General features: G+C 53.7%; 23 protein-coding genes and 1 tRNA gene. 14 read left to right on the top strand and 10 right to left on the bottom strand.

Translation table 11 applies throughout. The features are described from left to right. Nucleotides 1–617 precede the first annotated feature (617 nt). A complete protein-coding gene (locus tag ACJ8PL_RS04550; protein WP_442530843.1) occupies nt 618–1,199 on the top strand; it encodes a hypothetical protein in 582 nt (193 codons plus the stop codon). Beyond that, nucleotides 1,200–1,682 (top strand): hypothetical protein, encoded by a 483-nt coding sequence (locus tag ACJ8PL_RS04545; protein ID WP_033640789.1) that lies wholly within the window; start codon nt 1,200–1,202, stop codon nt 1,680–1,682. Between the two features lie 96 nt (nt 1,683–1,778). Here ACJ8PL_RS04545 and ACJ8PL_RS04540 read toward each other — a convergent pair whose 3' ends face one another. From ACJ8PL_RS04540 to ACJ8PL_RS04530, 3 genes are all read right to left on the bottom strand, one after another. Further along, complete coding sequence (locus ACJ8PL_RS04540) at nt 1,779–1,994, bottom strand: hypothetical protein (RefSeq protein WP_016928277.1); 216 nt, start codon at nt 1,992–1,994, stop codon at nt 1,779–1,781. A 228-nt stretch (nt 1,995–2,222) separates the two neighbouring features. After that, a tRNA-Ser gene (locus ACJ8PL_RS04535) sits at nt 2,223–2,310 on the bottom strand. 53 nt (nt 2,311–2,363) lie between these two features. After that, entirely contained in the window at nt 2,364–2,537 is a 174-nt protein-coding gene (locus tag ACJ8PL_RS04530) for a hypothetical protein (protein ID WP_154213934.1), read from the bottom strand. 1 nt (nt 2,538) lies between these two features. Here ACJ8PL_RS04530 and yccA point away from each other — a divergent pair, with 1 nt between their 5' ends. Together yccA and tusE are read left to right on the top strand one after the other, a co-directional pair. Next, nucleotides 2,539–3,198 (top strand): FtsH protease modulator YccA, encoded by a 660-nt coding sequence (gene yccA / locus ACJ8PL_RS04525; protein WP_004928091.1) that lies wholly within the window; start codon nt 2,539–2,541, stop codon nt 3,196–3,198. A gap of 111 nt (nt 3,199–3,309) precedes the next feature. Next, nucleotides 3,310–3,639: a sulfurtransferase TusE gene (gene tusE, locus ACJ8PL_RS04520; protein WP_004928095.1), complete on the top strand. Its 330-nt coding sequence runs from the start codon at nt 3,310–3,312 to the stop codon at nt 3,637–3,639. 34 nt (nt 3,640–3,673) lie between these two features. On the opposite strand, the gene yccX is transcribed toward tusE, so the two are convergent. The 3 genes from yccX to ACJ8PL_RS04505 form a co-directional block, all read right to left on the bottom strand. Then, nucleotides 3,674–3,952 (bottom strand): acylphosphatase, encoded by a 279-nt coding sequence (gene yccX, locus ACJ8PL_RS04515; protein WP_028128004.1) that lies wholly within the window; start codon nt 3,950–3,952, stop codon nt 3,674–3,676. A gap of 157 nt (nt 3,953–4,109) precedes the next feature. Beyond that, nucleotides 4,110–5,072 (bottom strand): acyltransferase family protein, encoded by a 963-nt coding sequence (locus tag ACJ8PL_RS04510; RefSeq protein ID WP_234214120.1) that lies wholly within the window; start codon nt 5,070–5,072, stop codon nt 4,110–4,112. 378 nt (nt 5,073–5,450) lie between these two features. Continuing rightward, nucleotides 5,451–5,828, bottom strand: coding sequence for a hypothetical protein (locus ACJ8PL_RS04505; RefSeq protein WP_028128003.1), 378 nt, complete (start codon nt 5,826–5,828; stop codon nt 5,451–5,453). 379 nt (nt 5,829–6,207) lie between these two features. Here ACJ8PL_RS04505 and rlmI point away from each other — a divergent pair, with 379 nt between their 5' ends. Both rlmI and hspQ read left to right on the top strand, forming a co-directional pair. Next, nucleotides 6,208–7,392 carry a 23S rRNA (cytosine(1962)-C(5))-methyltransferase RlmI gene (rlmI, locus tag ACJ8PL_RS04500; protein ID WP_028128002.1) on the top strand — a complete coding sequence of 395 codons (1,185 nt, stop codon included), beginning with the start codon at nt 6,208–6,210 and terminating at the stop codon, nt 7,390–7,392. Between the two features lie 60 nt (nt 7,393–7,452). After that, entirely contained in the window at nt 7,453–7,770 is a 318-nt protein-coding gene (gene hspQ, locus ACJ8PL_RS04495) for a heat shock protein HspQ (protein ID WP_004928104.1), read from the top strand. A gap of 59 nt (nt 7,771–7,829) precedes the next feature. Here hspQ and ACJ8PL_RS04490 read toward each other — a convergent pair whose 3' ends face one another. Further along, nucleotides 7,830–8,243, bottom strand: coding sequence for a CoA-binding protein (locus tag ACJ8PL_RS04490; protein ID WP_033640793.1), 414 nt, complete (start codon nt 8,241–8,243; stop codon nt 7,830–7,832). 255 nt (nt 8,244–8,498) lie between these two features. On the opposite strand from ACJ8PL_RS04490, the gene ACJ8PL_RS04485 reads away from it, so the two are divergent. After that, nucleotides 8,499–9,164: a DUF2057 family protein gene (locus ACJ8PL_RS04485; protein WP_016928283.1), complete on the top strand. Its 666-nt coding sequence runs from the start codon at nt 8,499–8,501 to the stop codon at nt 9,162–9,164. Between the two features lie 123 nt (nt 9,165–9,287). Continuing rightward, complete coding sequence (locus tag ACJ8PL_RS04480; RefSeq protein WP_016928284.1) at nt 9,288–9,746, top strand: methylglyoxal synthase; 459 nt, start codon at nt 9,288–9,290, stop codon at nt 9,744–9,746. A gap of 32 nt (nt 9,747–9,778) precedes the next feature. Here ACJ8PL_RS04480 and helD read toward each other — a convergent pair whose 3' ends face one another. Beyond that, nucleotides 9,779–11,833: a DNA helicase IV gene (gene helD / locus ACJ8PL_RS04475; protein ID WP_016928285.1), complete on the bottom strand. Its 2,055-nt coding sequence runs from the start codon at nt 11,831–11,833 to the stop codon at nt 9,779–9,781. A gap of 166 nt (nt 11,834–11,999) precedes the next feature. Here helD and ACJ8PL_RS04470 point away from each other — a divergent pair, with 166 nt between their 5' ends. Together ACJ8PL_RS04470 and yccS are read left to right on the top strand one after the other, a co-directional pair. Then, on the top strand, nt 12,000–12,452 hold the full coding sequence (locus ACJ8PL_RS04470; protein WP_004928120.1) for a YccF domain-containing protein: 453 nt from the start codon (nt 12,000–12,002) through the stop codon (nt 12,450–12,452). 26 nt (nt 12,453–12,478) lie between these two features. Further along, nucleotides 12,479–14,614 (top strand): YccS family putative transporter, encoded by a 2,136-nt coding sequence (gene yccS / locus ACJ8PL_RS04465; protein ID WP_079449429.1) that lies wholly within the window; start codon nt 12,479–12,481, stop codon nt 14,612–14,614. 4 nt (nt 14,615–14,618) lie between these two features. Here the strand turns inward: yccS and ACJ8PL_RS04460 are convergent, their stop codons facing one another. Beyond that, nucleotides 14,619–15,275 carry a TfoX/Sxy family DNA transformation protein gene (locus ACJ8PL_RS04460; protein WP_028128001.1) on the bottom strand — a complete coding sequence of 219 codons (657 nt, stop codon included), beginning with the start codon at nt 15,273–15,275 and terminating at the stop codon, nt 14,619–14,621. Nucleotides 15,276–15,504: 229 nt separating this feature from the next. Here ACJ8PL_RS04460 and sulA point away from each other — a divergent pair, with 229 nt between their 5' ends. Beyond that, nucleotides 15,505–16,011 (top strand): SOS-induced cell division inhibitor SulA, encoded by a 507-nt coding sequence (gene sulA / locus ACJ8PL_RS04455; RefSeq protein ID WP_015377359.1) that lies wholly within the window; start codon nt 15,505–15,507, stop codon nt 16,009–16,011. A 356-nt stretch (nt 16,012–16,367) separates the two neighbouring features. Next, nucleotides 16,368–17,447 carry a porin OmpA gene (gene ompA / locus ACJ8PL_RS04450; RefSeq protein ID WP_004928134.1) on the top strand — a complete coding sequence of 360 codons (1,080 nt, stop codon included), beginning with the start codon at nt 16,368–16,370 and terminating at the stop codon, nt 17,445–17,447. Nucleotides 17,448–17,549: 102 nt separating this feature from the next. Here ompA and matP read toward each other — a convergent pair whose 3' ends face one another. After that, nucleotides 17,550–18,008, bottom strand: a complete 459-nt coding sequence (gene matP / locus ACJ8PL_RS04445) for a macrodomain Ter protein MatP (RefSeq protein WP_004928138.1) — start codon at nt 18,006–18,008, stop codon at nt 17,550–17,552. Nucleotides 18,009–18,218: 210 nt separating this feature from the next. Here matP and ACJ8PL_RS04440 point away from each other — a divergent pair, with 210 nt between their 5' ends. Together ACJ8PL_RS04440 and fabA are read left to right on the top strand one after the other, a co-directional pair. Then, nucleotides 18,219–19,967, top strand: a complete 1,749-nt coding sequence (locus tag ACJ8PL_RS04440) for an AAA family ATPase (protein WP_442530842.1) — start codon at nt 18,219–18,221, stop codon at nt 19,965–19,967. A gap of 68 nt (nt 19,968–20,035) precedes the next feature. After that, nucleotides 20,036–20,554 (top strand): bifunctional 3-hydroxydecanoyl-ACP dehydratase/trans-2-decenoyl-ACP isomerase, encoded by a 519-nt coding sequence (gene fabA, locus ACJ8PL_RS04435; protein WP_004928144.1) that lies wholly within the window; start codon nt 20,036–20,038, stop codon nt 20,552–20,554. Nucleotides 20,555–20,828: the final 274 nt, after the last annotated feature.

Raw genomic sequence — 20,828 nt, 5'->3', positions numbered from 1 at the left:
TTCCTCCATCCATGGTCAAAGACAACGTCGATACCTTGCACTAAATACCTGTCTTTTTCTTGGAAAACTCACATTGCCGTTCGGGAGCAAACAATAAGCGATTGGCACATAAACAAGCGCCGTAAACACTAAGATAATTCTGCATCAAATCATTAACGGCAGGAACATTATTTTTATTAACCTAAACTTTAATTATTATAATCTATGAAAGCTAGCTTTTTTAGAATTTAACACCAAAAATGACATAAAAAACGGCAACGAACTGCGTTTTCCGTTCGCCGACAAAATAAAAAAAAGCCCTTAATTATTTATGTTTCCCGCCCAGAACCTTGACCTACCCGAAGTTTCACTAAATACTAGCCGTGAACTGGAAGCCTATATCATTATAAAAACCTGAACACATGAAATATATTATCGACCTCTGCGTCATCTATGACGCAAACGCGTGTCGTCTCCAACTCATTGATAATGATGAGTCATCGATACGGATATCCAACCCGGCTTCGCGCCTGCTAATTGAAATGCTGACTCATCCCAATATCCCATTGAAACGCGAGATGTTGATAAAAAAGGTATGAGAAGAGTATGGTTTTTCAGGCTCATCGATCAGTCTAAATGTGGCCGTCAGTGAAATAAGGAAAGCATTCAAACTTCTGGGCAGAGAAACCTCCCCAATAAAGACCCTGGCAAAAGTCGGTTTTTGTTTCACCGCTATGATTGAAATTTATCCGCCACCGCAGGTAACCGTCAGCGAAACGCCGCCTTCTTATGCTTCAGAGCCACTTTCGCCTCTGGCTCCTGTTGCCGAACCACACAACGTGCCGCCGCAGAAAAAGGTAAAGGTTAGCGCTGTTGCCACTGTCTGCTGCGTATTTATTCCTCTATTGATCGCAGCGACGCTTTATCCTATCGAACCGGCTGATCAACCTCGGGAGAATTTAGTTGCGTTAGGAAAAAAAGAAAATTGCACCCTATATTCTCTGGATGCAGATAAACATATTGATGACGAACTGGAAAAACGCATGGTCAACCAGGCATTAGAAGGCAGCGGTGTGGATTGTCTAGCCAATAAGGCGGATATCTATTTTTCCTCCGAAAAACATACGTTGATTTATAACACCTTCCTCGGAGTGTGTTATCTCGGCTCGCAAGATCGATACACCCAGTGTGTTACCTACAAAATTCTCAATGGAAAATAAATGGCCGCATTGCGCAACCCAAAAACACTGATTATCGGATTTTTGGCAGTGATTCTCTTCATTGTCCTGCTTCGCGTTTTAACACCCGCCGCACCTGTACATATGAATTGCCAAGCCGATACGATCACAAAAAAACGATTAGCTTCAGGCGATGACCTGGAACTAAAAGTGACGGGCAGTTTATTCATCTATGACGAGCATCGCGCCATGATCGTTCAACGTGGGGACATTAGCGTGGGAGGAAAAACCTACAGCCTGGATAGGAAAATAAACTTTGATATAAAGAGGTTGGATCACGGATTTTACATGACCACCCACCGAGAAATCAGCAAAGCCCCCGACGATAACGCGCCGGATGAGTTGACCAAAGAAATCCCCATGATCTCTCTCGGCATTAAGAACGGCGTTTTTTCGATGCGTAAAGTTCGACAGGATGCGTACATCGTTCATGGCGTGCTTTTCCCGGTCACGTTATGCCGTTAACGTGGAAGCAGAATGCCATAAAGCGACAGCGAAGAAACACAAGGGGGCGTGCTCTTGGCAAACACGCCCCAGATAGCGGTTGGGGAGGCGGGAGGATTATTTTACCGACATATCCGTGCGGACGATGCCATGGTTTTTCATCACCTCTTCCATGGTGAGGTTCTCATCGTACGGCGTATCATCCACCACGACGTCTTGCGGGCGGACATAAGGTTTGGTCGCGCGTTTGAACATCCACCACCATACGAACACCAGAAAAGCGCCGGACTTCAAAAAGATCATCGTCCATAAGGCGACTTGATACCAGTTCATCTCTGTCTCCATAAGAGCATTAAGCGAAATTGATAAGGCGGCGTTGCTTGTCGCACCGGTAACGCCTGGCAACAGCAGGCATCCGAGCGGCCGACCTTGATGGGTGCATAATCTCACCGACGCATGGCCCTTATCAATAGCCGATCGCGTTTCCTGCAGAAGCGCCCCAGTTTATCCGCACGCAAAAGCAAAAAACCCCGTGCTCAGAGAGCACGGGGTCAGAATGTATGGCGGAGGAGCAGAGATTCGAACTCTGGAACGGTTTCCCGTCGACGGTTTTCAAGACCGTTGCCTTCAGCCACTCGGCCACCCCTCCGCAACGACGCGCACTATAAACAGACCTTATTCGCTTGTAAAGCCCAAACGCGTTCAACCGCGCGAAAAATCGCCGCAGGCAAAGCAAGCGGCGATCAAACGAACACCTTCCCCGTTGTTGCCATAATGATAACTAAGGGTAAAGATTGGTAAACAAACTTTAATCAAGCGCTTGCGCTGCCTATCATCGGGATTATTTTGTGATGGCCTGATAAGAGAGAGCATCATTATGGACCGCATTGTCGTCTCATCTTCTTCGCGCGACTCGCTGCTCAGCACGCATAAAGTCCTGCGCAACACCTATTTCCTGTTATCCCTGACCCTGGCTTTCTCAGCCCTGACCGCGACCGCCAGTACGATGTTGGGTCTGCCTGCGCCAGGCTTGCTGCTGATGCTGGTCGGTTTCTACGGCCTGATGTTCCTGACCCATAAACTGGCCAACAGCCCGGCGGGCATTCTGGCGGCTTTCGCGCTGACCGGTTTCATGGGATACGCCCTCGGCCCGATCCTCAGTTCGTTCCTGAACGCCGGCGCGGGCGATCTGATCATGCTGGCGCTGGGCGGCACCGCCGCGGTGTTCTTCTGCTGCTCGGCGTATGTGCTGACCACCCGTAAAGACATGTCGTTCCTGTCCGGCATGATGATGGCCGGTTTTGTGGTGCTGCTGGTGGCGGTGATCGCCAACCTGTTCCTGCAGATCCCTGCTCTGCACCTGGCTATCAGCGCGCTGTTCATCCTGTTCTCCGCCGGCGCGATCCTGTGGGAAACCAGCAACATCATTCACGGCGGCGAGACCAACTACATTCGCGCCACCGTTAGCCTGTACGTGTCGCTCTACAACATGTTCATCAGCCTGTTGAGCATTCTGGGCTTCGCCCGCAGCAACTGATCGCGCGTTACGCATGCCTTCCAGGCCCCGCTCCGGCGGGGCTTTGTTTTTTGCGGCCGAAAAAATTTGCTAAACTGGCGGCCGTTCCGAATTATCCGTTATCGAGGCAGTATGTTGGAGTTTGAAGGTCAGGTTATCGACACTGACGCGCAGGGCTATCTGAAAAACAGCGCCGACTGGCATGAAGGCCTGGCGCCGCTGCTGGCCGCGCAGGAAGAGATCGTGCTCACCGAAGCACACTGGGAAGTGGTGCGCTTCGTGCGCGACTTCTATCAGGAATTCAATACTTCGCCGGCTATTCGCATGCTGGTCAAAGCCATGGCGCAGAAATACGGCGAAGAAAAAGGCAACAGCCGCTATCTGTATCGCCTGTTTCCGAAAGGGCCGGCCAAACAAGCCACCAAAATCGCCGGCTTGCCGAAACCGGTGAAATGCATCTGACCGCTCAGCACGCAGCGCCGCTGCAGGCGAGCATTCAGTAGCGAATGCCAAACCCGGCGTAATCGGCCCCCCCCTGCGGCTCCACCAGCACGCGTTCGACGCGCGCGCTGCGCGGGCCGCCCTGTTTCAACCACTCCACCAGGTTATCCACCTGCGCCTGTGTGCCGCAGGCCACCACCTGAACGCTGCCGTCATCGAGATTGCGCGCATAGCCGGTCACCCCCAACGCCTCGGCCTGCCGCTGAGTGGAATAGCGGAACCCTACCCCCTGCACCACGCCATACACATACGCAGCAACGCAAACTTGTGACATAATCGCCCCCTGTTGTCTTGTCTAAAGAATAAGGATGTATTGAGTATAGAAACTCAATCAAAAGATAAAGAGACAGGGAGCCATAGGACAACAATTTGTCTAATGGAGGCTTACGTAAAAAGTAGACGGCCGAGTCCCCTCGGCCGGGACAGACGTTCTATTTTTCGGCGGGTAGCCAGTTGGCCCTTTCCCCGTAAAAGAAAGAATCGATAAATCTGCTTTTGCCACGCAAGCGGATAAATATGATGACCAGGGCGAAAATAATGGCCGTTACGCTGAGATAAAAACCTGACGAATCCTTATCGACCATTGCTCCGACAAGCAAAATGGGTAACACATGCCAAAGATAAATAGGCAGAGATACCTGCCCCATTTTGACCACTAAGCCCTCAATTCTTAGCTTCAGGCGCTTACACAAACTCAGCATCAACAACAACAGCGCAGCATTAAATGCAAACCATGAGGCGGCATCCAGCAGTGCCCCGCTCGGTTCATAATACCCTAATATACCTACGGCCAACGCGATAGCGAACAATGCCAGCGGATTACCGTAAAAATTCTTATCCCCCACCAGGAAGCCTAATAAAAAGAAGGAGTAGTAATAATAGAAACGCTTATCACCAATGAATTTCAGCCAGGCATATTGGTTTTCCAGCGTGTCGGCGTAACAGTACCAGACAATAGACAATATGGCGGAAGTGAACAGAAAGAAACCGAGTAAGAAATTACTCTTGTAAATGACCATAGTATATAGCACAAATATGATCACTGCTGGGATATACCAAAGATGATAGTAGGGGTAGAGAAATAGACCGATGAGTTGCTTTAAGCCTACTTCTTCTGAGAAGTAAAGAGAATAAACACTGTAAACAACGAACGCCAACACATAAGGAATTATCATTCGCCACTGATACTTTTTCAGCACGCTAATCACGCCGCCATCAAGAAAATAGCGCCGAACAAAGTAGCCCGTCACCCCTAGAAAAAGCGGCATATGGAAATAATATATTGCCCCACGCAAACCAACATCAGCACTGCCAGGCAATACATGTCCCACAATGACGAGCAAGATAAGCAACCCTTTCAAAAAATCAAACGATAAGCTTCTTTCTTTAGTCATTTAAGAAAAATCCCAACATCTAAATAATAAATATCAGGTGCTCAATAACAGATTAAGTTAAGATTTTTGTCAATGCGAAAAAACCTAAAAATCACAAAAAACTTACAAAGAACTTACAAACCGTCGCCCGGAGGATAGGCTTTCCTCCGTGAGGCAAACGACAGTCTGAAGTCAATTACTACGACAACAAAACGATAATAATCAATTAATTAACAAATTAATCGCCACCCCCCATTGAATGATAGGCTCTGCTTGCTCACAAGAAAGCGCACCGTCGACACGCCGTCGTTGTTACACTTACCGTCGGACAACCAAGCGGCAGCGCTATTCCTATTTCGAGTAAAGCCATCTGCTCCATTGACGATTATGTGAGAGGCGTCAATGATTTTTTTTCAAGTTATCGAGGGATGATGTAATATCAGAGAAATCAACCAACTTGCGAACGACTTTCGTTTTAAAACGATCATCATATTCAACCTGAGCATTTTTTACCTTTAATAACCTATCAATCATTCTGTCCGCTTGCTCGCCGTCGAATCCAAAATAACGGTTGCCGTAAAATCGCTCGCCGTTAATCAACACAGCACCTGAGTTTGGGTTCGCAGTGGGTGGAAATGAAATTTTATAATGCCCAGCCTGAACCGAAATCTTTAATACTCCATCACTTATAGTGTTTTCATCACCATGAAAAACCCACTCGTTAGCTAATACTGTGTTAGTCGTCATAAAAAAAATTAAAAACAAAAACATCCTCACTGGTGCACTCCCTTCAATTCATATCTTAAAAACAATCAGCAACACTCTTAATTAAAATAAAACATTACTATTCAGCCTTATTTCCTATGAAGCATAATGCCCCAGACGAATATCGGCGCCTACAGGTAACGAGGCGCCTTCACACGCTGATCGACGTGCGTTCATCTCTACCTCGCTATAATACACCTATTTAAGCTGTCATTTCTTCAGTTTGAAGGCTGCACTTTCTCTCTCTTCGGTGTGACGTCAGCAGAGATAACGCGATACAATCCGAGCCAACGCGGTAGTGAACACCGTAAGATTCAGCTATGATGACGAACTTATTTTGGCAATTCTTCAAAACCGCCAATTAACCCATTGAATAAAAAGTAGTTTAACCATGCGCTTACATCTCGCCAAAGGACGTGAAAAGTCCTTACTCCGTCGCCACCCTTGGGTGTTCTCCGGCGCCGTTCAACGCGTTGAGGGTAAAGCCCTCTCCGGTGAAACCATCGATATCCTCGACAGCCAGGGCAAGTGGCTGGCGCGCGGCGCCTATTCGCCCGAGTCGCAGATCCGCGCACGCGTCTGGACTTTCCAACAGGATGAAGAGATTAACATCGATTTCTTCATTCGCCGCCTGCAGCAAGCGCAAAGCTGGCGTGATTGGGTCGCGCAGCGTGACGGTCTGGACGGATACCGCCTGATCGCCGGCGAGTCCGACGGCCTGCCGGGCATCACTATCGATCGCTTCCAGAATTTCCTGGTGCTGCAGTTGCTGTCCGCCGGTGCCGAATACCAGCGCCCGGCCCTGCTTTCCGCCCTGCAGCATTGCTACCCGGAATGTTCGATTTACGATCGCTCCGACGTTGCGGTGCGTAAAAAAGAAGGCCTGCCGCTGGCGCAGGGCCCGGTGCTGGGCGATCTGCCGCCGGAACTGCTGCCTATTACCGAGCACGGCATGAAGCTGCTGGTGGACATTCAGCAAGGGCACAAGACCGGTTTCTACCTCGACCAGCGCGACAGTCGCCTGGCGGCGCGGAACTACTCTGCCGGCCGCCGGGTGCTGAACTGCTTCTCCTACACCGGCGCCTTCGCCGTTTCCGCTCTGATGGGCGGCTGCGAGCAAGTGATCAGCGTGGATACCTCACAGGCGGCGCTGGACATCGCAAAACAGAATGTCGAGCTCAACAAGCTGGACCTGAGCAAGGCGGAGTTCGTTCGCGATGACGTGTTCCAACTGCTGCGCAACTACCGCGCTCAAGGCGAAAAATTCGATCTGATCATCATGGATCCGCCTAAGTTCGTCGAGAACAAGAATCAGTTGGCCAGCGCCTGCCGCGGCTACAAAGACATCAACATGCTGGCGCTGCAGTTGCTGAATCCAGGCGGCATTCTGCTCAGCTTCTCCTGCTCCGGCCTGATGCCGACCGACCTGTTCCAGAAAATTTTGGCCGATGCCGCTGTAGATGCCGGACGTGATGTACAATTTATAGAGCAGTTCCGCCAGGCTGCCGATCACCCGGTGATCGCCACGTATCCTGAGGGGCTGTATCTGAAAGGCTTCGCTTGTCGGGTGATGTAACTTGAAATGCGCTGCCTTGCCCCCATATATGAGCAAGGCATTGTTTCTCAGGAGGTCATCATGATTGCCAGCAAATTCGGTATCGGACAACAGGTTAGGCATAAACTGCTGGGGTATTTGGGCGTCGTGATCGATATCGACCCGGAATACTCTTTAGAACAACCCAAAGCTGACGAGATAGCGGCGAACGACGAACTGCGTTCCGCCCCTTGGTACCACGTGGTGATGGAAGACGAGGAAGGCCAACCGGTGCACACCTATCTGGCGGAAGCGCAGCTGGATGGCGAGCCCCAGGAAGCGCACCCCGAGCAACCATCGCTGGATGAACTGGCGGAATCCATCCGTCACCAGTTACAGGCGCCACGTTTGCGCAATTGACCGCGCCCAGACCTGAGAAACCCCGAGAGGGCCCGGCATCGCGCCAGGCCCTTTTTTATTTAGCGCTCCAGCCCTAAACGCGGTATTTCTATTTTCGGGCAGCGATCCATCACCACGCGCAGCCCAGCCTGTTGCGCCAGCGCCGCCGCCTGATCGTTAATCACCCCTATCTGCAGCCACAGCGCCCTGGCGCCGATCGCTATCGCCTCTTGCGCCACGCCGTAAGCCGCCTCTGAATTGCGAAACACGTCAACCATATCCACCGGCTGTGGGATAGCGGCCAGCGTAGGGTAAACCGGCTGCCCCAGCAGCGTCTGCCCCGCCAGTTTTGGGCTGACCGGTATCACCTGATACCCTTGTGCCAACAGATACGCCATCACCCCATAGCTGGGCCGCGACGGGTTATCGCTGGCGCCGACCAGCGCGATAGTTTTCACTTGCTGCAACAGCTCAACAATCTCTTGATCTTGCATCTTCAACTCCCGTTTATCACTGCGTCACTTTCCATTTCGAGTGTAACCGATCGGCATTCGCTCGGTTAAACGCAACGCGAGGGAAACTTCACCGCAATCTTATGGTCAGAGGCTGTCGCGGTTCAGCTGCGCACGGTCGTGTCTAATCGCGATAAAATATGTAAAAATGTAAACAAAATGCCCGATTGAAAAATTTTGACACAACCTATGCCGTGTTCAACACTTAGAGCTACGTCACTTTATAAGGAGATAATGATGAAATTTGGTCTGGTGGTTGCGGCGTTGCTCAGCATCAGTATGCCTGCCGCGGCTACGACCCTGAAACTCTCCCCGGACATCGACCTGCTGGTGGTCGACGGCAAGAAAATGACAGGTTCGTTGTTAAAAGGTGCCGACAGCCTTGAACTGGACGGCGGGCAGCACCAGTTGCTGTTCAAAGTGACCAAAACCGTACGCTCCGGCCAGCATACACAGGCCTATACGTCCCTGCCGCTGGTTGCCACCTTCAATACGCAAAAGATCAGCCAAGTGGCGATCGAACTGCCGCGCATCGAGAACGATCGTGATGCGCAACGCTTTGACAGAACGTTAAATTATCTGGTGGTCGATAAAGACGGCAACGCCTTGCCATTCCGGCATGATGCGCTGCATCCCGACAGCGTCACCTTCAATACCGATTTGGAAAAGGTGATGACCGATTACAACCGCCAGAACCGCCCGGCCTCCGTTCCGGCCTTTGTGCAGGCGAACGCAGGCAATCCCTCAACCCTCGCGTTGGCCGGCGCGCCGCTGAATGCCCCGACGGTGACGTTGAAAGGTGAGAACGTGTCGGAACAGATGTTGCAATACTGGTTCCAACAGGCCGACAAGGAAACACAGAAGCGCTTTCTGCGCTGGGCCAATAAACAACCGATTCGCTGATCCCTCCCGGCGTCTTTCCCCGCAAAGGCGCCTTTTCTTCGCATTTTCAGGCGCAAACGCTAGGCAGTGAAAAACAGTTTCAGTAATCTGTCGCACATCCCCTGATTAGCGAAGGACACCGAGATGGAATTGACTACCCGCACTATCGCCGCGCGCAAACATATTGCGCTGGTGGCACACGATCACCGCAAACAGGCCCTGTTGGAGTGGGTAGAAAGCCACAAGACCATTCTTGCGCAGCATCAGCTTTACGCCACCGGCACGACCGGTAATCTGATCCAGCGCGCCAGCGGCATTCCCGTCACCAGCATGCTGAGTGGCCCGATGGGCGGCGATCAGCAGGTTGGCGCACTGATTGCGGAAGGCAAGATAGACATGCTGATCTTCTTCTGGGATCCGCTGAACGCGGTGCCGCACGATCCGGACGTGAAGGCGCTGCTACGGCTGGCGACCGTATGGAATATTCCGGTGGCCACCAACCGCTCGACCGCAGACTTTCTGATCGACTCTCCGCTGTTCAAAAACGAGGTGGAGATCGCTATTCCCGACTATCAGCGTTACCTGCAAGACCGCCTGAAATAGTCCTCACGGCCTGGCTGCCGCCAGGCCCGAGCTTACGGTTTTTTCTGCACCGGTACGCCAAGATCCTGCAGATGTTCAACGAATACCGAAGGGCGTTCACGATCCTGCAACAGCCATACCTGATGTTTAGCTCGAGTTAACGCGACATACAGCAGACGGCGTTCTTCGGCATCCGGGAAATCCTCCGGCTGCGGCAGTAGCACCTCTTCCAACACCGACTCGCGCGCCACGGCGGGGAAGCCGTCACGCCCCTCATGCAAACCGGCAATGATGACGTATTCCGCCTGCTGCCCCTTGCTGGCATGGATGGTCATAAACTCCAGATTCAGTTTAGGCCAACGGGTGGCCGCTTTCGCCAACGCTTCCGGTTTCAGATGGTGATAACGCGCCAGCACCAGGATGCGCTCATCCGGCTTGGCATAGCCGCTCAGTTTATCCAGCAAGGGCTCCAGTTGTTCGTGCGGCAGGATCGCCACCGACTTTTTATTGCCCTTGCTCAGGCTGTTGAGCGGTTTTTTCAGCTGGTGCGGGTTTTGCTGCACGAACCGGTTGGCCACCTCGCCGATACGTTCATTGAAGCGATAGGTGGTATCCAGCGCGCACTGCGCGCCTTCGCCAAAGTTCGTGGCGAAGGCCGTGGTTAACGTCAATTCTGCGCCGCTGAAGCGATAAATCGCCTGCCAGTCATCCCCCACCGCAAACAGGCAGGTCTGCTTGTTCTGTCGGCGCAATGCCGCCAGCAACAGTGCACGCTGCGGTGAGATATCCTGAAACTCGTCGACCAGAATATGTTTCCACGGGCTGACGAAGCGCCCCTTGTCGAGAATGTTGACTGCCTGATGGATCAGGCCGGAGAAGTCCACCGCCCCTTCCTCTTTCAAGGCGCTTTTCCAGGCTTTCAGCAGCGGCGCCATCAGCCGGATGCGTTTTGAAAACAGATCGCGGATTTCTTCATCCGCCTGCTCAATCATTTCCGCCTGGCTGCCGCCGTGCATGCGCATCAGCCCCAACCAGCGTTCCAACCGGCTTGCCAGGCGATCCGCCAGGCGCTTATCCTGCCAGAAGTCGCCTTCCGGCACTTCCCACTCCAGCTCTTCGGTCAACCATTGACGCCACCCCTTGGCCTGCGCTTTCTTCTCTGCGCACTGTTGGCGCCAATGGGTAATCAGCAGCTCTTTGCGCGCTTTGGCATCGGTTTCCAACCGGCTGATGGCCGGCGCTTTGCGGCTGCCTTGTTGAATGATTTGCAGCGCCAAGGCATGGAAGGTCTTGGCCTGAATGCCGACATCGCCCAAACGTTCTTTGATGCGGTCGTTCATCTCGCCGGCAGCCTGACGGCCGAACGCCAACAGCAAGATTTGCCCCGGTTCCGCCTCCTGACGGCGCAGCAGCCAGCCGGCGCGCGCCACCAGCACCGACGTTTTGCCGCTGCCGGCGCCGGCCAACACCAGCACGGAATCCTCGCCGTTGACCACCGCGCGGCTCTGGGCGTCGTTGAGCGGTGAGCTTTCGACGGTCTGGAAGAAGTCGTGATGTTGCTCCAGCATGCGATCGGTCCACTGCCGGTTGCGTTGTTCAACGCTGCGTTGCCCCTGCTGCAGCCATTGCAGACACAGATGGTAATCGGCCCGGCAGTTATCGAATTCATCCAGGCGCGCTACCGGCATCGGCAGCGCGGAGAAAGCCTCACGGATTTGCTGTTGCAGCTTGCCCAGCTCAGACTTTTTGAACCATTTATCTTGCTGTTCTATGCGCTGAATCTGTGCCACCTGCTGTTGCAACACGCCGGCGCTGACCTCACTCATTTCGGCGCTCCACTGCTGCCACGCCTGCTGCAGATAGTGATAAAAACGCTGCGTTTCCTGCCATTCGGTGCCGTGCAGCCGCACCACTTTTTCGTCCGGCAATTCAAATTCCAGCTCGCCCCAGACGATGCCGCGCTTGCACCTGACCTGAATCAGTTGATTGAAGGGGATCAGGTATTCATGTTTTTCCCCGCTCACCTCAACGCCGGCGTGCAGCAACCGCACGCGGTTATAAGGGTGCTGAGCCAGGTGTTTCCCCAGCGATGTCGCTTTAAGTTCCATATCGTCGCGCCATGACTATGTTGAGAGTAAATAACGGATATCTGCCAGTTTACCTGCGATAAGCAGTGGCACTCTAGCGCTAAAAAAAGGGTAGAATAGATTTTGCGTTTTTATCGTGAATACGCCCGCATCGCGGTTTGGCTATCATTAGAGCAGAATGACGTCTATGCGTACTGTACTGAATATTCTTAATTTTGTGTTGGGCGGTTTCTTCACCACGCTAGGCTGGCTTATTGCTACGGTGTTCAGCGTGCTGCTGGTCATCACACTGCCGCTTACCCGCTCCTGTTGGGAAATCACCAAGCTGTCGCTGGTGCCGTTCGGCAACGAAGCGATACACGTCGATGAACTGTATCCGGAAAAAAGCAATGCGCTGCTCTCCGCCGGCGGCTCGCTGCTCAACATTATTTGGCTGGTGCTGTTCGGCTGGTGGCTGTGCCTGTCGCACATCGCCGCCGGTATCGTGCAATGCGTTTCAATCATCGGCATTCCGGTCGGTATCGCCAATTTCAAAATAGCCGCCATCGCGCTGTGGCCGGTGGGGCGCCGCGTCGTCTCGGTCGAAATGGCTCAGCAAGCGCGTATTGAGAATGCTCGCCGCCACTATCATCAGCGTTAATTTTTTCTCCGTTTGAGGAGTTTTTCGTGCGCTCTTTTGCACCCGCAGTACGTCGTTATACCTACAACAGCAATCTGCTGTATCACCTGCGCATTCTTATTGCGCTGATCGGCACCACCGCCGTTCCCTGGTGGCTGGGCATTCCCAAGCTGACTATCCCGCTGACGCTGGGCGTGGTGGCAGCGGCACTGACCGATTTGGACGACCGCCTGGCCGGCAGGTTACGCAACCTGCTGATCACGCTGGTGTGCTTCTTTGTTGCCTCCGCGTCGATCGAGCTGCTGTTCCCTTATCCCTGGTTGTTCGCCCTCGGCTTAACCACGTCGACCTGCGGTTTTATCTTGCTGGGCGCCTTGGGGCAGCGTTACGCCACCATCGCCTTCGGCGCACTGCTGATCGCGGTTTACACCATGCTCGGCACCTCGATGTACGATGCCTGGTATCAGCAACCGCTGCTGCTGGTGATCGGCGCGCTGTGGTACAACTTGCTGACGCTGGCGGGCCACCTGCTGTTCCCTATCCGGCCGCTGCAAGAGAACCTGGCGCGCTGTTACGATCAACTGGCCAACTATCTGGATGCCAAGGCCAATCTGTTCGATCCCGACGCCGAACGCGCCGCCGACCTGCCATGGATGGATGTCGCGATGGCCAACAGCGCGTTGGTCGCGTTGCTGAACCAGACCAAAGCCTCGCTGCTGACGCGCCTGAAAGGCGACCGCGGCCAGCGCGGCACCCGCCGCACCTTGCACTACTATTTTGTCGCGCAGGATATCCACGAGCGCGCCAGCTCTTCCCACGTTCAGTACCACGCGCTCAGCCGGCAATTCCGTCACAGCGATATTTTATTCCGCTTCCAGCGTTTGCTGAGCATGCAGGCGCGCGCCTGCCGCCAGTTGGCACAATCGATCCTGCTGCGGCAAAAATACCAGCACAACCCGCGTTTTGAGCCAGCCTTCAGCCGCATTCAGGAGGCCTTGGCGCGCATAGCCGAAACCCAGGGCAATTCAGAGCAAACCAAAGCGCTGGCGCACCTGCTGAAAAACCTGCATGCGATCGATGCGCAGCTGGCCAATATCGAGTCAGAGCAGACGCTGGCCAGCGGGCAGGCGGAAGAGAACAGCCTGGCCGACGATCGCTTAACCGGCTGGAGCGACATCCGACTGCGCATCAGCCGCCATTTGACGCCGCAGTCGGCCCTGTTCCGCCATGCGATCCGCATGTCGGTAGTGCTGTGCGTGGGTTACGCCTTCATCCAGCTCACCGGCATGCAGCACGGTTACTGGATCCTGTTGACCAGCCTGTTTGTCTGCCAACCGAACTACAACGCGACCCGCCGGCGCCTGGCGCTGCGCATCATCGGCACCCTGGCCGGTATCCTGATCGGCCTGCCAATCCTCTATTTCGTGCCTTCAGTGGAAGGACAACTGGTGTTGATCGTCATCACCGGTGTCTTGTTCTTCGCTTTTCGCACCGTACAGTATGCCCATGCAACGATGTTCATCACGCTGCTTGTGTTGCTGTGCTTTAACCTGTTGGGTGAAGGTTTCGAAGTAGCAGCCCCGCGCGTTTACGATACCTTATTGGGTTGCGCCATCGCCTGGGCGGCGGTCAGCTTTATCTGGCCGGACTGGAAGTTCCGCCAACTGCCGGCGGTGGTGGATAAAACGCTGAATGCCAACTGTCGCTATCTGGACGCCATTCTGGTGCAATATCATCAGGGTAAGGATAACGGGCTCGCTTACCGCATCGCGCGGCGAGATGCCCACAACAGCGATGCCGAACTGGCTTCGGTCATCTCCAACATGTCCGCCGATCCCAAGGCCGACAAGGCGTTGCAGGAAGCCGCCTTCCGTCTGCTCTGCCTGAACCATACTCTCCTGAGTTATATCTCGGCGTTGGGGGCGCACCGCGAGCGGTTGAATACCCCTGCCACACTCGATCTGCTCAATGATGCCGTGTGTTACGTGGACGGCGCCTTGCATCAGGAAGAACGGAACAGCCAGCGCATTGCGCAAGCGCTGGAACAGCTGGCGGAGCGTATTCGCAAAGCCGTTCCAGAACCTGAAAGCAAAGAACAGTTGGTCTTGCAGCAGGTGGGGCTAATGCTCGAGCTGCTGCCGGAACTCACCGCACTCCATACCCAAATCAATAAGGCAACCTAATTATTCAGGGCCCGCTTGATGGGCCCTGAACTACTGGCTCATGGCCATGACGACGCATAGCCATCGTATGATCGAACCAGCGCACCAGTTCGTTGCGCAATTCGGTCGGCAACGCCGCCTGATGATAACCGGCTATCGCGCCGCCCAGCGACAGCAGCACGCGCAGACCCAGATTGGTCTGCTGTTGCAGCAGGCGAAGATAGCTACGTTTAGCGCCATGCAGCCGCAGGTCATAGGCATTGCGAATACCCGCTCGCCATAGCAAGCGCTCCATGTTGACATCTATATTTGGCAACGCCTTCAATCTGCCGTGATCGCCGGCCTTGAGCCGCTGTTCTCGGCGCGCTTCCCTGATAGCCTGCCAGGCCAGCCCTACCAGCTCATTGCGTTCCCGCCACAGCGACTCGTCAACCCAGTAATAGCGCAAGGTGATGGGCACACCGCGCTTGGAATAGACCATATTGACCATGCCCCGGGCGCGAAAGGCCGGTTCCATGCTCGCCGTAGCCCGCAAGTACAATTCACCTTCTGCTACCACTGCAAACATTACCCCTTCAGCCAGCAGCCCATAGCCGCCAAACTGTGATCGTGTGGTGATGGCGCCCAGCGCCGCAAAGCAATTTTTAGCCTGCGCGATTCTTCTCGTCGACATCCTTTTCATAGCGTTCCTCCTTTTTAGGTTCTGGCCGTATTATTTCTCTCATCAATGAAAAAAGTAACGTGAACAACTAATTAGGAAAATACGCACTATCCGCCCGCCTGCCAATCACAAAAATCGTCGGTACAAAAAATGATCGCAATTATGCGAGCCGCTACGAAAATTTGGGTTGATCTTATCCTAAATCAGGGATACTGTATAAACATACAGTAACACGACGGGCGGGAACTTTATGCGTACTCAATCACTCTACCAACCTCATTTCGGCCATGGCTCTTATACAACGCGCAATGTTGCGAAGAACACGGATATCGGCAAAGAGAATGGCTTGATCAGTGAACTTGTTTACAACGAGCGCCAGCCCGCAGTGGCTCAATTACTGTTGCCCCTGCTGCTGCAATTGGGCAAGCAGTCTCGCTGGCTTCTGTGGCTAACGCCGCAGCAAAAATTAAGCAAGCAATGGCTGCAGCAATCCGGCCTGCCTGTAGATAAAATGGTGCAATTGAGCCAGATCAGCCCGGTGAATACGGTTGAGGCGATGGAAAAAGCGCTGCAAACGGGAAATTACAGCGTGGTTCTCGGCTGGTTGCCCGAGCTAACGGAGGAGGATCGTCTAAAATTAAGACGTGCGGCAGAATTGGGTAATGCCTATGGGTTTATCATGCGCCCTCAACGTGACATTAGCCCGACTCACGGACACTGTTCCACCCTAAAAATTCACTCTTCTTTGTATCATTAAGTAAATTTAGGATTTTTCCCATCATTTTCGCACCCCCTAAGCGGAACCTTTGCGGGGGAAGGCAAAAAGCTAGTCCGGCTGCGGTTTGGCAGGCAAAAACGCGCGATGAATCGCCGTTTTTTTAGGCTAAGAATGTTAGCAAATATGTACGATTCCGCGTTTTTTTTTAGAGCCTTATCACATCACACTTGTAACTTTCGCGCCACGTTGTAGACTTTACATCGCCAAGGTTGCTCTATAACGTCAGAAAAACTGGCGAGTAACAAACGAGGGCTTAAACCTTGGCGAAGGAATTTAACCAAGGGCTTAAACAGCTTTAAAGCTCATTGCCTATTTGGATGATAACGAGGCGCAAAATGAAAAAGACAGCTATCGCATTAGCAGTGGCACTGGCAGGTTTCGCTACCGTAGCGCAAGCCGCTCCAAAAGATAACACCTGGTACACCGGTGCTAAACTGGGCTGGTCCCAGTACCATGACGTTGGCTTCTACGGCAACGGTTACCAGAACGGTATCGGCAACGGCCCAACCCATAAAGATCAGCTGGGTGCCGGCGCGTTCCTGGGCTACCAGGCAAACCAATACCTGGGCTTCGAGCTGGGCTATGACTGGCTCGGCCGCATGCCTTACAAAGGCAGCGTGAACAACGGTGCTTTCAAAGCGCAGGGCGTTCAACTGGCTGCTAAACTGAGCTACCCAATTGCTGACGATCTGGACATCTACACTCGTCTGGGTGGTATGGTATGGCGTGCAGACTCCAAAGCTAACTACGGCCGTACTGGTCAGCGTCTGAGCGACCACGACACCGGCGTTTCTCCGCTGGCTGCTGTTGGTGTTGAATACGCACTGACCAAAAACTGGGCTACCCGTCTGGATTACCAGTTCGTAAGCAACATCGGTGACGCAGGTACCGTTGGCGCACGTCCAGACAACACCATGCTGAGCCTGGGCGTTTCTTACCGCTTCGGTCAGGATGACGTAGTTGCTCCAGCACCAGCTCCGGCTCCAGCTCCAGTTGTTGAAACCAAGCGTTTCACTCTGAAGTCTGACGTGCTGTTCAACTTCAACAAATCTACTCTGAAAGCAGAAGGCCAGCAGGCTCTGGATCAGCTGTACACCCAGCTGAGCTCCATGGATCCTAAAGACGGCTCCGTAGTTGTTCTGGGTTACACCGACGCCGTTGGTTCTGACCAGTACAACCAGAAACTGTCTGAACAACGCGCACAGAGCGTTGTTGACTACCTGGTCTCCAAAGGCATCCCGTCAGACAAAATCTCTGCACGTGGTATGGGTGAAGCAGATGCAGTTACAGGCAACACCTGTGGCTACAAATCTGGCCGCGCTACCAAAGCTCAGATCGCTTGCCTGGCACCAGATCGTCGCGTAGAGATCGAAGTTAAAGGTATCAAAGACGTTGTAACTCAGCCTCAGGGCTAAGTTTACTCGCCTAATAAAAAACCCCGCCAATGCGGGGTTTTTTTTCGTCCTCTTGTTGCCAGAACATTCAATGCCTGGCGCCATAGAGGCGTTCTCACGCGCTTACTTGGGATCTTTGCCCAGAATCGCCTTCAAGTCTTCTTTCAACGACGACATCTGGTTCGCATACTTTTCTTTGCGTTCAGCGTCTTCGATAAGCTGCACGACGGTTTCCGACAGCGTAACGCCACGGCGGCGCGCCAGGGCAGCCAATCGTTGCCAAACCAAAAACTCCAGATCGATAGATTTTTTACGCGTATGCTGATGTTCTGCGTTAAAATGACGTTTGCGGCGGGCGCGGATCGTTTGTTTCATCCGGTTATCCAGTTCCGGATTCATATGAGCGGCAATCCATGCAAGTACCTTGACCGGCTCATTTTCCAGCTTCAGCAGCTCGTTAACCGCCTCTTGAGCAGCGCTGTTTTCAATGTAGCGGGTAATGAGTTCCCCTTCCCGGTGCTTCTTCACCAGGTACTTCCATTTCCAACCGCTCTCCAGATTTTCCAGTTGCTGATATTTCATCTTGAGCTCTTCAGTGACCGCGTAACTTCAAATAAGCATAACAGCTTTGCGCCGAATTTCCCCGGCAATTAAACCGTCTTTTAGACTGTTTTTTGCACAGTCACCGCGCGATGTCAAACTCCCTGATGCCAACTGGCACTCCGCATGTATCAAGCCGCCGTTATTCTTGTATAATCGCCCTTTCCCTTTTTAACGATTGCATCTAACACTTTGACCAATAACCGACTTGAATGGCAATCTTTATTGCCGGACGTAACGCCTTATCAGGCGATATTTGATACCGCCGCTCAGTTGGCACCCGTGCCCTTTTCCGCCATTCAGCCTCGGCTGGAAAATGCCCTGACGCTATTTTGCCACCCCCAATCGCCACCGCGTTTCATGCTGTTGAAAGCGCAAGAAACGCGTGAGTATCTGGAACTGATCGCTCACGCCGTCAAACCACTGCTGCCGAAAAATACGGCATGCCGCGGCAGCCACTATGTCATTCAGGATGGCAATGTCAGCGTCGAACCTGCCAGCCGTGGCGATGAACCTTTTGCCGCCGGCGGCGCTTGTCTGTTCCAGGAGTGGATTGAGCCGGAACAGCTGTTTGGCTGCGTACGGATCCACAATGGCGACATTACCCTGCAACCGGGTCTGGTGCACCAGGCCAACGGCGGCATTCTGATTCTGTCGGCGCGGGCGCTGCTTGCTCAGCCGTTGCTGTGGCTGCGGCTGAAACAGATGATCGGCCAGCGTCAGTTCCACTGGGTATCGCCAGACGAAACCCGCCCGCTGCCGGTAGCCATTCCACCGATGCCGCTGGATCTGCGGCTGATTGTAGTCGGCGACCGTCACGGCCTGGCCGATTTTCACGATATCGAGCCGGAACTGAGCGAACAAGCGATCTACGGTGAATTCGAAGACGATCTGCAGCTGACTGAAGTTGATGATATGGCGCAGTGGTGCGGTTACGTCAACGGCGTGATTGCCGACCAGCAGTTGCCGATGCTGGCGACTGACGCCTGGCCGCCGCTGATCGTCCAGGCTGTGCGTTACAGTGGCGATCAGGGCATTCTGCCACTCTCGCCGGTTTGGATTGGCCAGCAGCTATCCGAAGCCGCACTGTATGCCGAAGAAGATCGCATTACGGCCAAAGCGTTCGAGGCGGCGTTAAATGCCCGAGAATGGCGTGAAAGCTATCTGGCCGAGCGTATGCAGGATGAGATTGAGTTGGGTCAGATCCTGATTGAGACCGAGGGTGAAGTGGTCGGACAGATCAACGGTCTGTCAGTCCTGGATTATCCCGGTCATCCACGCAGCTTTGGCGAACCGTCGCGCATCAGTTGCGTTGTGCATCTCGGCGACGGCGAGTTCACCGACGTCGAGCGCAAAGCCGAACTGGGCGGCAACCTGCATGCTAAAGGCATGATGATCATGCAGGCGTTCCTGATCGCCGAACTGGATCTTGATCAGCAACTGCCCTTCTCCGCTTCCATCGTCTTTGAGCAATCTTACGGTGAAGTGGACGGTGACAGCGCCTCGCTGGCTGAGCTGTGCGCATTGATCAGCGCCCTGTCACAGCAACCGATCACCCAGCAGATCGCCGTCACCGGCTCCGTCGACCAATTCGGCAACGTACAGCCGATAGGTGGCGTTAACGAAAAGATCGAAGGTTTCTTCGAGGTTTGTGTACGCCGCGGTCTGACGGGCAAACAGGGCGTCATATTGCCCGCGACCAACGTGCGCCACCTGTGCCTGCGCCAGGATATCGTCGACGCGGTACGCGAAGGGCAATTCCATCTGTGGGCGGTAGAGAGCGCGGCGGAAGCCTTGCCTTTGCTCACAGGTTGCCTCTACTCTGACGAACAACAGCCGAATTTGTTGGCGGCCATTCAGGAACGGATTGCGCAGGTGAGCCTGCAGGAACGCCGTCGTCCGTGGCCGCTGCGCTGGCTCAACTGGTTCAACCACGGCTGATCGGACTTGTTCAGCGTACACGTGTTAGCTAACCTGCGTCCTTCATTAAAATAAGGCTTACTGAGAACATGGTAGATAAACGCGATTCCTATACGAAAGAAGACCTCGAAGCATCCGGCCGTGGCGAGCTGTTCGGCGCCGGTGGCCCACCGTTGCCGGCAGGTAACATGTTGATGATGGACCGCGTGGTCAAGATGACCGAAGACGGCGGGACTCACAACAAAGGTTATGTGGAAGCGGAGCTGGATATTAATCCGGACCTATGGTTCTTCGGTTGCCACTTTATCGGCGATCCGGTCATGCCAGGCTGTCTGGGCCTGGATGCGATGTGGCAGTTGGTCGGTTTCTACCTCGGTTGGCTGGGTGGCGAAGGCAAAGGCCGCGCGCTGGGCGTTGGTGAAGTCAAGTTTACCGGCCAGGTGCTGCCAACCGCGAAAAAAGTGACCTACCGTATTAACTTCAAACGCGTCATCACCCGTAAGCTGATCATGGGCGTCGCCGATGGCGAAGTGCTGGTTGACGGTGAAGTGATCTATACCGCCACCGATCTGAAAGTGGGTCTGTTCAAGGATACCACAGCCTTCTAATCACGCAGAAAAGAGGGCGGCCATCGTCTTCTTTGCTAATGCTCTTCGCATGCATGCCATCACGCCCAGCGTGATGGCATTTCTTTCTCTTACCGTTTAAAGACTACCCACCTCCTTTAATCGCCCGCTACCGAACCGGTTTATCCCGCATGTCTCTACCGAAACGGTCAAAGCCACAGGCCGGTTGAGCGCCCCCTCCCCACAGCCAGCTATCGACACGATAGCGGTTTTTGCGTCCGGTTATTTTCTTGCCCCTTAAAATCACCTAGTATAA

Source organism: Serratia sp. CY83965, from assembly GCF_052166375.1.
Lineage (GTDB): Bacteria > Pseudomonadota > Gammaproteobacteria > Enterobacterales > Enterobacteriaceae > Serratia > Serratia marcescens.
This window is presented reverse-complemented; position numbering and strand designations above follow the sequence as displayed.